The sequence below is a fragment of the Burkholderia catarinensis genome, assembly GCF_001883705.2.
Taxonomy (GTDB): domain Bacteria; phylum Pseudomonadota; class Gammaproteobacteria; order Burkholderiales; family Burkholderiaceae; genus Burkholderia; species Burkholderia catarinensis.
Genome location: NZ_MDEQ02000005.1, coordinates 160,563 through 173,397, shown reverse-complemented (window position 1 = coordinate 173,397; position 12,835 = coordinate 160,563). Strand labels below are relative to the sequence as shown.

Sequence of the window (12,835 nt, the reverse complement as noted above, 5' to 3'; positions counted from 1 at the left end):
TTCGACTTATATCTATGCGACTGGACGGTTCGATCCTCGGTGCCTTGCTCTGTTTTGAAACCGCCGGCCGGCTGCTGAGCTTCACGAAGACGGCGCAGGCGTTCAACCTGACGCAAAGCGCCGTGAGCCAGCAGATCCGGCATCTGGAGGACCGGCTGGGTTATCCGCTGTTCGTGCGCCAGGCGCGCGGGCTGAAGCTGACTGCGAAGGGCGCGATCCTGCTCGGGACGATGTCGAGCGCGTTCATCGACATCAATCGCACGCTTCAGGCGCTCGGCATGTCGGATGCGCCGCTCCAGGTAAGTTGTCTCCCGTCGCTCGCGCTGCAATGGCTGATGCCGCGCCTGACCGAGTTTCACCGGCAACAGCCGGGCGTGTCGGTTCGCATGCAAGCCGAGTTCCAGGTGCTGGACCGCCAGGCCATGGAGACCGACGACATCGACGTGGCGGTGCGCTACGACCCGGAGCAATATGGTCGGCTGCATGCCGACGTCATCCTCGACGAAATCCTGTTTCCGGTCGCCACGCCTGCATATCTGGCGCAGCATCCGTCGTTCGCCAGCGGGGAGTCGCTCGACGGCGTCGTGTTGCTGCACGATGCCGCGCCGTGGGTCGGCGCACCGGAATTCGTCGAGTGGCGCACGTGGCTGGAGGAAATCCGGCCGGCGTGGATCGCGCATCTGGACGGGCCTCAGTTCAATTTCTCGAGCCTGGCCATCACGGCCGCGTTGAACCATCAGGGTGTCGCGATGGGGCGCGCGGCGCTGGTGCATGACGAGATCGCGAGCGGACGGCTGGTCGATGTCTTCGGAATGCACGTGCGTGCGCCGGCGCGCTACATGCTGCTTTCCCGCAACCCGGACGATCCGCGTACCGTGGCCTTTTCGGACTGGCTCAAGGCCGAGTGCGCGCGATTCGGTGATGCCCGGTCGCGCCTGCTTTCTAAAGGGAAGCGGCACATGAGGTGACCGATGTCGCCGGATTCATCCGGCACTTTCCTCGTGGAAGTGTCGTTTCCGGCTCGCTGAATCGGAGTGCGAATCAATTCGTGGAGAACGTCGCCGCAGACTACAATTCCCCATCCATCTCCATACGGATTGCTTGCGCATGGACGGGGCTTGCGCGGCTTATCTGAGCGACCAGATGCCCCAGATCGCGATCAACAGGCCAAGGCCGAGTCCACAGCCCAGCAATACATAGGTTTCCATTTCGTGTCCCTGAAAACGGGGCAGCGCTGACGTCGGCATCAGCGTGCGAACAGCCATGTCGGCAGCGTATCGTTCGCGCCGTCTCACGGTGTAGCGTCGGGCGGGGCGATACGCCGGGTGCGCGAATACTACGCCTGGCAGCTTTCAGAACGCATGCGCGATGGATGGCGGCGCGCCGACTGCTAGTTCTTGCCGGTGTGCGCGCCATCCATCTGACCGACGTGCGATCCGCCGTGCCGGAGCACGCCCGATTTCCAGATCATCTGCGATGCCGCGGCGAGCACGAACAGCAGGACGACCATCCTGAAGATCCGGGGCGACATCTTGTCTCGCAGCGGGCGAACGAGCCACATGCCGGCAAGGGCCGGCAGGCTGGCCGCCGCCGAGATCGCCAGGTCGGCGGCGCTCGCGTGCGCGGCACCGCTGAACGTCGTGATCAGCGTGACGATCGATACCACCAGGATGATCGCGATCTGCTTCGTGAATTCGCGGCCGGTCGCGCCCGACGAAATCAGGTAGGTGGCAAGCAGCGGGCCCGGAACCGACGCGATGCTTTCCATCAGCGCCGCCCCGAAGCCGAGCGCGAAACCGACCGGCTTGCGCCACGCGTCCGGCAGGTTGAGCTTCGGCGCGGCGAGCATCAGCGTCGCGGCCACGATCAGCAGCGCGCCGGATGCCGCCTGCGCGTGACCCGGATTGAGCGAGAGCAGGATCGCCACGCCGACGATATTGCCGATCACGGTGCCCGCGATCGGCGCGGCGATCTTCCGTGCCGTCGCCAGCACCTGGCCGCCTTCCAGCGCCTGCGGAATGTTGCCGAGGATGATCGGCATCGACAGCAGCAGCACCGCATGCCGGATCGGCAGGAACTGGCTGAGTATCGGCATCGCGATCAGCGGCACGCCGATGCCTGTGATCCCCTTGGCCATGCCGCCGAGCAGCAGCGCAACGGCGATGCCGGCCAGGTCGAGCGGAGTCAGCCCTTGCAGGCTGGAGACCAGCACGCCTTCAGTCAGATTGAAATGAATCATGGGGTGGCATGTCGCGGCATATCCGGCAGCGAGCGCGGTCGATGGAACCCGCTGCGGTCGCGTGCGCTTTGCACGCATTCGTTTTGGTCTGGCGTGAACCGGTCGTCCGATCGCATGGCGCCGCCTTGTGTGCGGCCGGCGGGTGCGCGGCCCGGATTCACGCCGGCAGGTCGCGCCGGACAGCATGAGCAACGCGGCGGCGTGATTCAACATGAATGCTCGACCGCCGGCCGGGTGCGCATGCAAGCGACGCGTCGGATCGAGCGTGCATCTTACCCGAGCGCCGCCGAGGACGTTCGGCTTGACGACTAGGCAGCGCAGAGGCCACGCGCGGCACCGTCTGCCGTGCCGCCGCTCTGCCTTGATTCAATATAATTCATGATGCATCACCGTATCATGCGAAGCCTACATATCCCGAAACAAGGAGATTCGATGACGCTTGCCCAGCTGCAGGCACTGGCCGCCGTAGTCGAACTCGGCTCGCTCACGGCCGCGGCCGACCGGCTCAGCCGCAGTCAATCCGCGATCAGTCATGCGCTGACCGAACTGGAGGACATCACGCAGGTCAAGCTGCTCTGGCGCGACCGGCAGCCGGTCGTGCTGACGGCGGCCGGCGAACGCCTGTGGCCTTACGTCCAGAACGTGGTGCGCGAAGCGCAGATGTTGCGCCAGCAGTTCAGCCTGTCGCGCGGCAAGCTCGAAGGAAAGCTGGTGGTCGCGTCGCTGCCGAGCGTCTCGCTGGCGTTCGTCGTCCCCGCGCTCGAGGCGTTGAAGGAGATGCACCAGGGCGTATCGGCGGTGCTGCTCGAAGGCACGGACAGCGAGGTCGAAGGGTGGATCGAAGACGGTACCGCGGACGTCGGCGTGGTGGCGGGCACGAAGACGTTCGCGAACAATCTGCCGCTGCTCGACGAGGATTTTGTCGCGGTGGCGGCAGACGGCATGTTCGCCGGCCGCAAGAGCGTGTCAGCAAAACAGTTGTCCGCGGCGCCGTTCATTTTTTCGAAGGGAGGATGCGGGCCGGTGATCGCGGATTACTTCGCGCGTGGCGGCGCGCCGCTTCGGGCCGCGTTCAACGTGGTCGAGATGCGCACCATTCTGTCGATGGCGGAGGCCGGCATGGGCGTGTCGATCGTTCCGCGCATCACGCTCACGTACACGCCGTTCGGCGGCCGCGTGCTGGAACTGTCGCCCAGGCTGCATCGCTCCGTGCGGTTGGCATGGAACACGGCCGGCAACGCGGTCGCCGATGCATTCGTGCGGCTCGTCGACGCGCAACGAGCCAGCGCAGGGAAGGCGATCCGGACACGCGCGAAAAAGGGCAGGTAACGAGCGGCCGGCGCGATGAACGGCGCTCATGGGCGGCTTGCAGTTTATTCATGCTGATGGCAGTCGAGATGCAATATATTGTTCTGACCTCGTTTCCCCGACTGCGCTGCCGCGAAGGAGATAGCCGTGCCGGCCTTGCCCACCCTGTTTGCGTTCGGACTCGTATCGCTCGGCATGGTGCTGACGCCCGGACCGAACATGATCTACCTGGTTTCGCGCTCGATCTGCCAGGGCCGCCGTGCCGGGCTGGTGTCGCTCGGCGGCGTCGCGCTGGGGTTCGTTTTCTACATGTTTTGCGCGGCGCTGGGCATCACCGCGCTGGTGCTGACCGTGCCGTATGCGTACGACGTGCTGCGCTTTTCGGGCGCGCTATACCTGTCGTATCTTGCGTGGCAGGCGCTGAAGCCGGGCGGTCGCTCCGCGTTCCAGGTCCGGCAGTTGCCGCACGACAGCCGCGTCAGGCTCTTCACGATGGGCTTCGTCACGAACCTCGCGAATCCGAAGATCGCGGTGATGTATCTGTCGCTGTTGCCGCAGTTCATTGCACCGGGACACGGCAGCGTGCTCGCGCAATCGCTGGCGCTCGGCTGCGTGCAGATCGCGGTGAGCGTCAGCGTCAACGCGCTGATTGCCTGCATGGCCGGTTCCATCGCGGGTTTTCTCGCGGGCCGGCCGGTCTGGGCGTCGGTGCAGCGCTGGTTGATGGGCACGGTGCTGGCCGGGCTGGCCGTGCGTATCGCGCTCGAGTCGGGAGGCTAGAGCGGGTGGCTGGCGGTTTGCAGCACGGCCGGCAGCGACCCCGCGTTTCGTCTGCGTCATGCGTCGTCGATGTGCCATGCTGCGCCGATCGCCGACAATGCGCGTCCGATCGAGTCGAGCATGGCGTCCCGCGTCGGCCCGAGCGTCGTGACCAGGAAGAATCCGTCTTCGTCGGTCGACAGGCCGATCACCGGCCAGCCGCCGGTGTCGTCCCGAACTTCAAGTTGCCGCCGGTCCGGATCGACGGCGATGTCGCCGTGCGCTTGCCGTAGCGCTCGCGCGATTGCATCGAATGCGCCGGCAGACGGGATCGTGTGGATGCGGTATTCGAAACTCATCTTCCTGGGCTGGTGTGTGCGACGCGGGCAGTCTAGGGCAATGGCATCCCATCCGTCGATGGCAATGCAACAGGCGCCCGCCGCAGCGGGCGCCCGCCCGATCACCGCTCGTGCCGCTTCTTGCTCAGCTCGATCGTCTCGAACAGCTCGTACTCCGCGGTCGGGTGCTGGTCGGCGCCGGGCGCGTGGTAGTAGCGCATCGTGATCGTCGTGTGCTCGCCCGGCTTGCCCGGGTCGTGATCGAACACGGCGATCCCGTACCCGGTGCCCGTATCGCGGCGCGCGGACCAGATCGCATCCTCGAGCGCATCGGCCGGCTGGCGCACGAACGTGTTCGGCGCGGTGCCCGGCACCGGCCGGTTCGGCTTCGTGAACACCTTCGCCCGCGCAAAGCCGGTCGACGGGTTCTCGCCGTACACGTCGAGCGGCGCGCTGGTGCCGCCGCCGCCGAGGATCAGGTGGATCGTGCCGTGGCTCGTGTCGAACTTCGTGCGGTCCGGGTCGTTCGATCCGACCGGACGCGGCTGCAGCGTCTCGACCACTTCGCCGGTCGCCGCGTCGACGCCCGCGCGATGATTGCAGCCGCGCACCGGGTAGCTGCGCTCGTAGTCGTGATCGTGGCCGCACAGCACGAGGTCGACGCCGTAGCGGTCGAACAGCGGCAGCCACGCTTCGCGGATGCCCTTGTCGGAGCCGTTGCCCGTCTTCGACGAACTGAGCGCGTCCTGGTGCATCTGCACGACGATCCAGTCGATGTCGTCGTCATGCGACGCATGGCGCAGCGTGTGTTCGAGCCAGCGCGTCTGCTCGCCGTTGCTGTAGCCGCGCACGTAGAACGATGTGCCGGGTTCGATCGGCGGGTGGCCCGTGCTCGCGGCCGGCACGAGCGGAGCCGGGCCGCCGACGAATGCGGCGGCGTCCTGGTACACGATGTCGTCGGCGTCGAGCGATACAAACAGCACCGAGCTCACGCGGAAGCTGTACCAGCGGCCCGGGAAGCGCGTGCCGTTCTCGGGCAGCGTATAGCGCGCGAGATACGAGTCGAGCCCCTGCGGGCCGTTGTTGAACTCGATCTCGTGATTGCCGGGGCACGGCATCCACGGACGATTCGCGGCCGAGGTCTGGTTGTTGTTGCCGAAATCGCGCCACACCTCGGGCTGGTGCGCGGGGTTCAGGTTCGCGTAGCAGAGATCGCCGTTCAGCAGGTGGAACAACGGCTGGAACTGCTCGACGGCCTGCACCGCGAAGCGGCTCTGCGGCGACGACAGCACCCAGGCGCCGTTCGGCGTCGCGAGATCGCCGTAGCTCGTGAAGCGGAACGGCGCACGGCCGCGCGGCGCGGTCGAGAAATTCGCGGAGAACGGCTGCGCGGCGTTGCTGTCGTTGTCCGCGGTGATCTCGTAACGGTAGCGCGTATCCGGCTTCAGCCCGTGCACGCGCGCGTGGTAAGCGAACACGGTTTCGCCGTTCAGGCCGTCCGTGTACAGCCGTTGTACGCCATGCACGGTGCGCGCCGGTTCGCCGTCGGCGACGATGCGCGCGCGCGGATTGACGGCCGGCGCGAGCGACGCCCACGAGATCACGACCTCGGACGTCGGGTCGTTGCCCCACGTCAGGTGGACCTGTTCGGGCGTGCCGTCCGGGTTCGACGCGGCGGCCCTCGCTGCCGCGAGGCCGCCGGCGGCGGTGGCGAGGCCGGATACGCCGGCGAGTTTCAGGAAGCCGCGACGCGATACCGAGGCGGCCGGCTCGTTCGGCTGATCAGGGAGATTGTCCTGGTTCGACATGGTCGGTGTTTTCGTTGATGGGGACGCGAGATGTGGAACCGCGCGGCCATGCGCGAGCGCGGCCGGGGCGTGGGCCGGAAACGAGCGGGATCCCGGTGTCACGCATTGTCGAAGGGCAGTTTTGCCGGGTTGTGACAGCGCGGCAACCCCGCATGAGCCGTGGCCCATGCGCAGACTTGCGCGTCGCGGCCGTCCAGGCCCGCTCCGAAGCGGATTCGCCTCAGTCGAAATTTATTTGCCGGCACCGCGACGGATTTTTTTCGCCCGCGCCGTTTAACGCATGAACGGCCGCTTCCGGTCGATGCCAGCTACTTCGGAGTCTTTCATGAAACTTACCGTTCCATTGCGGTTTGCCGCGGCATGCGTGGCCGCGCTGGCGGCGTCCGCCGCGTTCGCGCAGGCCGTCGTCGTCGCGCCTTACGCGCCGCCGCCGGCGCGCGTCGAAGTGATGCCGGCGCCGCGCGCCGGCTATGTGTGGGACCAGGGCCACTGGCACTGGCGGCAGGGCCGCTACGTATGGATTCCGGGCCACTGGCAAGTGGTTCGCGTCGGTTACCACTGGGTGCCCGGGCACTGGGCCGCGCGCGGCCCGGCGTGGCGCTGGGTGCCGGGCCACTGGGCCTGACGCGCACGCCGCCGCGCGGCAGGCAGTGCCGGCGCGGCGGCCCCTCCATGCAACCTCATGAGTCGAAGCCATGCCTTTTCGAACCATCGTGATACTGGCGGCCGCAGCCATCGTGCTGGCCGGCTGCGTCGTGGTGCCGGCGCGTCCGGTGTATTACCGGCCCGCGCCGGTCGTCGTATATTGAGCGCGCCGGCCGACGCTCGCGCGGCCGGCCGACAGGATCGATATGCCGTTCGAACCGGATGTCGATGAAGCGGACATGGCCGACGCCGTGTGCGACGCCGGGCGCGATGCGCGCGGCGGCGCCGAACAGTCGGCGTGGCGCCATCCGGCGATGGCCGGACGCATGCAAGGAGAGCACGACGATGAGCTTCAGCGGGGCGGCGGGCATACCTGCCGGCACAGGGCGGCGCCCGCGCGCCGCGCCGCGGAGCACGCGGCGTTGAGCGATCGCGGCGACCGCGATCCGGACGCGGAACTCGTCGCGCGCGTCGGCGCGCGCGATTCGTCGGCGGTGCGCGTGCTCGTGGCACGCAAGCTGCCGCGGCTGCTCGCATTGGCGACGCGCATGCTCGGCGACCGGAACGAAGCCGAGGACGTCGCGCAGGAGACGTTCTTGCGAATCTGGAATCAGGCGCCGCGCTGGCGCGAAGGCGAGGCGCGCTTCGACACGTGGCTGCATCGCGTCGTGCTGAACCTGTGCTACGACCGCTTGCGCGGCCGGCGCGAGGAGCCCGTCGATACGTTGCCCGACGTGCCGGACACGCAACCGGAGCCGGCCGCGCAGGCGGAACTGCGTTCGCGCGATGCGCGCGTGCGGCAGGCGCTTGCCGCGCTGCCGCCGCGGCAGCGGGAAGCGCTCGTGCTCCAGTACTATCAGGACATGTCGAATGTGGAAGCGGCCAACCTGATGGGCATCACCGTCGATGCGCTGGAAAGCCTGCTCGCGCGCGCGAGGCGCAACCTGCGCGCGCAACTGGCCGGCGACCCACCTAGCGAGGACAACCGATGACACCCGAACGATTTCGTACCATCGTCGCCGCGTACGGCTCGGATGCACGGCGCTGGCCGGCCGGCGAGCGCGCGGCCGCCGAGGCGTGGGCGCATGCGAACCCGCGCGAAGCGCTGCTGGCACTGGACGATGCCGCCGACCTCGATGCATGGCTCGCGTACGACACGGTCGCGCCGCCCGCGCCGGCGCTCGTCGAGCGCATTGTCGCGACGGCGCCCGCGCCGCAACGCGCGCGGCGGCGCGGCACCGTGTGGTGGTCGGGCGCGGCGTTCGCGGGCGTCGGCCTGGCCGGCGCGCTCGCGGGCGCCGTGGCCGTGTCGATGCTGATGCTCGGCAGTGTGCCGCAGTCGCAGCACGAACCGGGTTATCTGACGACGACGTTCGGCGGTCCGAGCGTGGATTGGAGCGATGAATGAGTGAGCGTGGCTGGAAATTCATCCTCGTCGGCTCGGTCGTGCTGAACGTGTTCATGCTCGGCGCGATCGGCGGCGGCGCGTATCAGTGGTTCTCGACGCATGGCGATCCGCACGCGGCCGGCGCACCTGCGTCGCGCACCGCGTTGCGTTTCGCGGCGGACGAATTGCCCGATGCGCGGCAGCGCGAGTTTGCCGCCGCGCTGAAGGCGGCGCGCAAGGACGGCCGCGATTTCGCGCGGGAAGGGCGTGACGGCCGGATCACGGTGCTGGATCTACTGGCCGCGCCGCAACTCGATCGTGCGGCGATCGACGCCGCGCTCGATCGCACGCGTGCAGCCGACACCGCGATGCGTGCGCAGGTCGAGCGCAGCGTCGTCGATTTCGCGGCGACGCTGACACCCGACGAGCGCGTGAAATTCGTCGACGGGTTGCAGCACAGCGGCAACTGGCGTTTGCCGCCGAGGCTGCAGAAGAAGCCGGACGCGCCGGCGAGCCGGTAAGCATCGGGCGGGGCGACATGCGATCTGCGTGTCGCCGACACTCGCGTTCGGTCACGCGCAATGCGTGCGCCGGCCCCGACGCATCGCGCGGTCGTTGCGCGTCGACGACGTACCGCGTCGCGCTGCGCGAATTCTGCCGCTCCTTCCGTACACCGCTGCCGCGACTCAAGAAATATTTGTGATTCCCGCGACGGATTTCCCGACGTGCCCGCGTTAAACACGGGTACGCATCGCGAGAGCCCCCGTCATGGACCACCCGAACGACATCTCACCGGCCGCCATCGCGCTGAACCGCTTCGGTCTCGGCGCGCGGGCCGACGAAGCACCGCCTGCCGATCCGAAGGCTGCGCTCGTCGCGCAATTCGACCGTTACGACGCACGGCCCGCGGCGTGGGCCGGCGAGCCCGACGCGGTGGCGCTCGCGACGCGCTTCGCGAACGCGCGCAACGCGATGACGGGCGACGATCCGGCAGCGAAGCGCACGACCGAACAGTCGATCCGGCGCGACGGCTACGACGCGTATCGCAGCGCCGTCGCCGCGCGGCTGAACAGCGCGCTGAACACGCCCGCGCCGTTCGTCGAGCGTCTCGTGCATTTCTGGGCGAACCATTTCGCGGTATCGGTCGACAAGGGGCAGGTGGCCGCGTACGCGGGCGCGTTCGAACGCGACGCGATCCGCCCGCACGTGCTCGGCCGCTTCGAGGACATGCTCGTCGCCGTCGAGCAGCATCCCGCGATGCAGCTGTTTCTCGACCAGGCGCGCTCGGTCGGCCCCGACAGCCCGGCCGCGCTGCGCGCGGAAGCACGCAATCCGTCGGCGAAGCGCGGGCTCAACGAGAATCTCGCGCGCGAAATCATGGAGTTGCACACGCTCGGCGTGCGTACGGGTTACACGCAAAACGACGTGACGGAATTCGCACGCGCGCTGACCGGCTGGAGCATCGCCGGCGGGCGCGGGCCGCAGCCGGGCGACGCCGCGCCCGGCGCATTCGTGTTCCGTCCGAAGCTGCACGAGCCGGGCACGCGCACGGTGATGGGGCGCACTTACGATCAGCCGGGCGAAGCGCAGGCGCGCGCGGTCCTGCGCGACCTCGCGCATTCGGACGCGACCGGCCGGCACATCGCGTTTCAGCTCGCCCGTCATTTCGTCGCCGACAATCCGCCGCCCGCGCTGACCGACCGGCTGGCCCGCGCGTTCGATGCGAGCGGCGGCGATTTGCCGACCGTCTATCGCGCGCTCGTCGATGCGCCCGATGCGTGGTCGCCGGTCAACCGCAAGTTCAAGACGCCGTGGGAGTGGGCCGTGTCGTCGCTGCGCGGGCTCGGCTGGCACGACACGGGCGACCTGAAGGCCGCGCCGCTGCTCGCGCAGCTCGGCCAGCCGGTGTGGCGGCCGGGCTCGCCGGCCGGCTACGACGACGTTGCCGCGAGCTGGGCCGCGCCCGACGCGCTCGTGCGTCGCGTCGAGCTCGCGCAGCGCCTGGCCGCGCGCACGGGCGACCGGCTCGACCCGCGCTCGCTCGGCAACACGCTGCTCGCCGGTTCGATGAGCGCGCCGACCGCGACCGCGCTGTCGCGCGCCGAAAGTGCGACCACGTCGCTCGCGCTGCTGCTCGTATCACCCGATTTCCAACGGAGATGACCATGGCCGTGTCCTTTTCCCGCCGACAATTCCTCAGCGTTGCCGCAGCCGGCGCGGGCGCGATCCTCGTCGCGCCGCGGATCGTGTTCGCGAACGTCGAGACCGACCGGCGCTTCGTGTTCGTGATCCAGCGCGGCGCGGCCGACGGCCTGAACATCGTCGTCCCGTATGCCGAACCCGCGTATGCGTCGCTGCGCGGCCCGCTCGCGATCGACACGGCGGCCGCGACACGGCTCGACGGCACGTTCGCGCTGCATCCGTCGCTCAAACAGACCGCGCAGTTGTATCGCGACGGGCAGGCGCTGTTCGTCCATGCAATCGCGTCGCCGTATCGCGACCGCTCGCATTTCGATGGCCAGAACGTGCTCGAGACGGGCGGCCGCGCACCGTACCAGGTGAAGGACGGGTGGCTGAACCGGCTCGCCGCGCTGCTGCCGGCGACGCGCGAAAACGCGATCGCGTTCGCGCCGACCGTGCCGCTCGCGTTGCGCGGCACCGTGCAGGCCGCGTCGTATGCGCCGTCCGGTTTGCCGGCCGCGCCGGACGACCTGCTCGCGCGCGTGTCGGCGCTCTACGAGGCCGACGCGCAGCTCGGCCCGTTGTGGCAGTCGGCGATGGACGCACGCGGCCTCGCCGGCGATGCGCATGCGCGGCAGGATCCGGCGGGTGTCGGCAAGCTCGCCGCGACGTTCCTCGCGCGCGACGACGGCCCGCGGATCGCGATGATCGAGACGGGCGGCTGGGATACGCACAGCGCGCAGAACGCGCGACTCGCGAATCAGCTGAAGGCGCTCGACACGATGCTCGCCGCGCTGCGCGACGGCCTCGGGCCCGCATGGCAGCAGACCACGGTGCTGGTGGCGACCGAGTTCGGCCGCACGGCCGCCGTGAACGGCACGGGCGGCACCGATCACGGGCAGGCGTCGGTCGCGATGCTCGCGGGCGGCGCGGTCGCGGGCGGTCGCGTGATCGCCGACTGGCCGGGGTTGCGGCCGGGCGACCTGTACGAAGGGCGCGACCTGAAGCCGACCGCATCGCTCGACGCGCTGATCTCGGGCGCCGCCGCCGAAAGCCTGCGGCTCGATCCCCGCCGCACCGCGTCCGCGCTGTTCGCGGAAAGCGGCGCGACGCGGCCGATGACCGGCCTGATTCGCGGGGCGGCGTGACGCGCGGCGTTACCGCTTCGGCAATGAATCCATCCACTACACAAAAGGGAGAATGCAAGATGATGAAGATTCGATCCGTTTCGCTCACCGTGCTGGTCGCAGCCAGTGCGACGCTAATGTCCGCGTGCGTAGTCGAACCCGTGCGGCCGCCGCAACCGGCGCCGGTCGTCGAGGTGCCGCCTCCGATGCCTGCACCGGGCTATCGATGGGCGAAGGGGCACTACCGGTGGGCCGGCAATCACTGGGCGTGGGTGCCCGGGCACTGGGTGGGCGTGTACTGATCGCGTGCGACGTGCCATGTGGCGCGGGTGCCGGGAAGCGGAGCAGCGTATTGAAATGCGACGCGCGTTGACCTAAGCTGCCGGGTCCCGGCGACGGGCATTCCCGTTCGTCCGTCACGGCGAGCCGATCCGCGGCCGCTGTCTTCCTCGTTACGGCACCCACATGAAAGCATGGCTCGTTGCGCTGGCCGTCGCGGCCGGCATGACCGGCGCGCACGCCGCGTCGTTCAACTGCGCGAAGGCATCCACGTTCGTGGAGCGCGAAATCTGCGCCAATCCGGCGTTGTCGCGTCTCGACGATGCACTCAACGCGGATTACCAGCACATGCTCTACGATTTTTCCAACTATCCGGTCGAGGATCCGCCCGAGTATGAGCAGTTCATGGCGACCCAGAGGGCGTGGCTGAAAGCGCGTAACCGCTGCACGACGACGCAATGCCTGATCGACAATTACCGCAAGCGCATCGACGTGCTGTGCGGGAAGATCGACTGGCAGGTGCAAGGCGATCGTGCGAAATGCCGCAGCAATGGCGGCCTGGGTGGGCTCGAACTCGCACACTGAGCACACACACGGGCACCGGCAGCCTGCAGCCGGTGCACCACCGCCCCTGTCCCCATTCCCCATCCGTCTCCTCCAGCCCGGCTCGTTCCGGGCCTGATCTTTCATTCTCCTGACGAATGCGCGGCGCAACGCCGCACGTAACCCCAGCCGCCTCCGGCAGGGGGACCCCCGTTCAGGGG

The 12,835-nt window shown here is 68.5% G+C and carries 15 protein-coding genes; 11 read left to right on the top strand and 4 right to left on the bottom strand.

What is annotated here, in order from left to right; translation table 11 throughout:
• Positions 1–8 precede the first annotated feature (8 nt).
• Positions 9–968 carry a LysR substrate-binding domain-containing protein gene (locus BFF94_RS09970; RefSeq protein WP_164497752.1) on the top strand — a complete coding sequence of 320 codons (960 nt, stop codon included), beginning with the start codon at positions 9–11 and terminating at the stop codon, positions 966–968.
• Positions 969–1,127: 159 nt separating this feature from the next.
• Here the strand turns inward: BFF94_RS09970 and BFF94_RS09965 are convergent, their stop codons facing one another.
• Complete coding sequence (locus tag BFF94_RS09965; protein WP_158062035.1) at positions 1,128–1,265, bottom strand: hypothetical protein; 138 nt, start codon at positions 1,263–1,265, stop codon at positions 1,128–1,130.
• A gap of 125 nt (positions 1,266–1,390) precedes the next feature.
• On the bottom strand, positions 1,391–2,239 hold the full coding sequence (locus BFF94_RS09960) for a sulfite exporter TauE/SafE family protein (RefSeq protein ID WP_128845445.1): 849 nt from the start codon (positions 2,237–2,239) through the stop codon (positions 1,391–1,393).
• Between the two features lie 432 nt (positions 2,240–2,671).
• On the opposite strand from BFF94_RS09960, the gene BFF94_RS09955 reads away from it, so the two are divergent.
• Together BFF94_RS09955 and BFF94_RS09950 are read left to right on the top strand one after the other, a co-directional pair.
• Positions 2,672–3,568 (top strand): LysR family transcriptional regulator, encoded by an 897-nt coding sequence (locus tag BFF94_RS09955; protein WP_128845447.1) that lies wholly within the window; start codon positions 2,672–2,674, stop codon positions 3,566–3,568.
• Positions 3,569–3,694: 126 nt separating this feature from the next.
• Positions 3,695–4,327: a LysE family translocator gene (locus tag BFF94_RS09950; RefSeq protein WP_128845449.1), complete on the top strand. Its 633-nt coding sequence runs from the start codon at positions 3,695–3,697 to the stop codon at positions 4,325–4,327.
• Between the two features lie 56 nt (positions 4,328–4,383).
• On the opposite strand, the gene BFF94_RS09945 is transcribed toward BFF94_RS09950, so the two are convergent.
• Positions 4,384–4,665 (bottom strand): hypothetical protein, encoded by a 282-nt coding sequence (locus BFF94_RS09945; protein ID WP_128845463.1) that lies wholly within the window; start codon positions 4,663–4,665, stop codon positions 4,384–4,386.
• 101 nt (positions 4,666–4,766) lie between these two features.
• The gene (locus BFF94_RS09940; protein ID WP_128845451.1) at positions 4,767–6,452 is read right to left on the bottom strand and encodes a purple acid phosphatase family protein; all 1,686 of its coding nucleotides are present in this window, start codon (positions 6,450–6,452) and stop codon (positions 4,767–4,769) included.
• A 325-nt stretch (positions 6,453–6,777) separates the two neighbouring features.
• Between BFF94_RS09940 and BFF94_RS09935 the strand changes: the two genes are divergently transcribed.
• The 8 genes from BFF94_RS09935 (at position 6,778) to BFF94_RS09900 (ending at position 12,656) form a co-directional block, all read left to right on the top strand.
• Complete coding sequence (locus tag BFF94_RS09935; RefSeq protein WP_219139265.1) at positions 6,778–7,077, top strand: YXWGXW repeat-containing protein; 300 nt, start codon at positions 6,778–6,780, stop codon at positions 7,075–7,077.
• A gap of 226 nt (positions 7,078–7,303) precedes the next feature.
• Positions 7,304–8,089: an RNA polymerase sigma factor gene (locus BFF94_RS09930; protein ID WP_219139264.1), complete on the top strand. Its 786-nt coding sequence runs from the start codon at positions 7,304–7,306 to the stop codon at positions 8,087–8,089.
• Complete coding sequence (locus BFF94_RS09925) at positions 8,086–8,505, top strand: hypothetical protein (protein WP_219139263.1); 420 nt, start codon at positions 8,086–8,088, stop codon at positions 8,503–8,505. Before BFF94_RS09930 ends, BFF94_RS09925 begins: the two co-directional genes overlap by 4 nt.
• The gene (locus tag BFF94_RS09920; protein WP_128849129.1) at positions 8,502–9,005 is read left to right on the top strand and encodes a periplasmic heavy metal sensor; all 504 of its coding nucleotides are present in this window, start codon (positions 8,502–8,504) and stop codon (positions 9,003–9,005) included. Before BFF94_RS09925 ends, BFF94_RS09920 begins: the two co-directional genes overlap by 4 nt.
• Before the next feature lie 247 nt (positions 9,006–9,252).
• Positions 9,253–10,647 carry a DUF1800 domain-containing protein gene (locus tag BFF94_RS09915; protein WP_219139262.1) on the top strand — a complete coding sequence of 465 codons (1,395 nt, stop codon included), beginning with the start codon at positions 9,253–9,255 and terminating at the stop codon, positions 10,645–10,647.
• A 2-nt stretch (positions 10,648–10,649) separates the two neighbouring features.
• Positions 10,650–11,813, top strand: a complete 1,164-nt coding sequence (locus BFF94_RS09910; RefSeq protein WP_219139261.1) for a DUF1501 domain-containing protein — start codon at positions 10,650–10,652, stop codon at positions 11,811–11,813.
• Between the two features lie 62 nt (positions 11,814–11,875).
• A complete protein-coding gene (locus tag BFF94_RS09905) occupies positions 11,876–12,094 on the top strand; it encodes a YXWGXW repeat-containing protein (protein ID WP_027791772.1) in 219 nt (72 codons plus the stop codon).
• A 163-nt stretch (positions 12,095–12,257) separates the two neighbouring features.
• Entirely contained in the window at positions 12,258–12,656 is a 399-nt protein-coding gene (locus BFF94_RS09900) for a lysozyme inhibitor LprI family protein (protein WP_128845230.1), read from the top strand.
• Positions 12,657–12,835: the final 179 nt, after the last annotated feature.

Bases quoted from the DNA above. Each gene is read 5' to 3' on its own strand.
- BFF94_RS09945 (WP_128845463.1), bottom strand. From the start codon at position 4,665: ATGAGTTTCGAATACCGCATCCACACGATCCCGTCTGCCGGCGCATTC.
- BFF94_RS09915 (WP_219139262.1), top strand. From the start codon at position 9,253: ATGGACCACCCGAACGACATCTCACCGGCCGCCATCGCGCTGAACCGC.
- BFF94_RS09925 (WP_219139263.1), top strand. From the start codon at position 8,086: ATGACACCCGAACGATTTCGTACCATCGTCGCCGCGTACGGCTCGGAT.
- BFF94_RS09905 (WP_027791772.1), top strand. From the start codon at position 11,876: ATGAAGATTCGATCCGTTTCGCTCACCGTGCTGGTCGCAGCCAGTGCG.
- BFF94_RS09910 (WP_219139261.1), top strand. From the start codon at position 10,650: ATGGCCGTGTCCTTTTCCCGCCGACAATTCCTCAGCGTTGCCGCAGCC.
- BFF94_RS09940 (WP_128845451.1), bottom strand. From the start codon at position 6,452: ATGTCGAACCAGGACAATCTCCCTGATCAGCCGAACGAGCCGGCCGCC.
- BFF94_RS09955 (WP_128845447.1), top strand. From the start codon at position 2,672: ATGACGCTTGCCCAGCTGCAGGCACTGGCCGCCGTAGTCGAACTCGGC.
- BFF94_RS09930 (WP_219139264.1), top strand. From the start codon at position 7,304: ATGCCGTTCGAACCGGATGTCGATGAAGCGGACATGGCCGACGCCGTG.
- BFF94_RS09900 (WP_128845230.1), top strand. From the start codon at position 12,258: ATGAAAGCATGGCTCGTTGCGCTGGCCGTCGCGGCCGGCATGACCGGC.
- BFF94_RS09920 (WP_128849129.1), top strand. From the start codon at position 8,502: ATGAGTGAGCGTGGCTGGAAATTCATCCTCGTCGGCTCGGTCGTGCTG.
- BFF94_RS09965 (WP_158062035.1), bottom strand. From the start codon at position 1,265: ATGGCTGTTCGCACGCTGATGCCGACGTCAGCGCTGCCCCGTTTTCAG.
- BFF94_RS09960 (WP_128845445.1), bottom strand. From the start codon at position 2,239: ATGATTCATTTCAATCTGACTGAAGGCGTGCTGGTCTCCAGCCTGCAA.
- BFF94_RS09935 (WP_219139265.1), top strand. From the start codon at position 6,778: ATGAAACTTACCGTTCCATTGCGGTTTGCCGCGGCATGCGTGGCCGCG.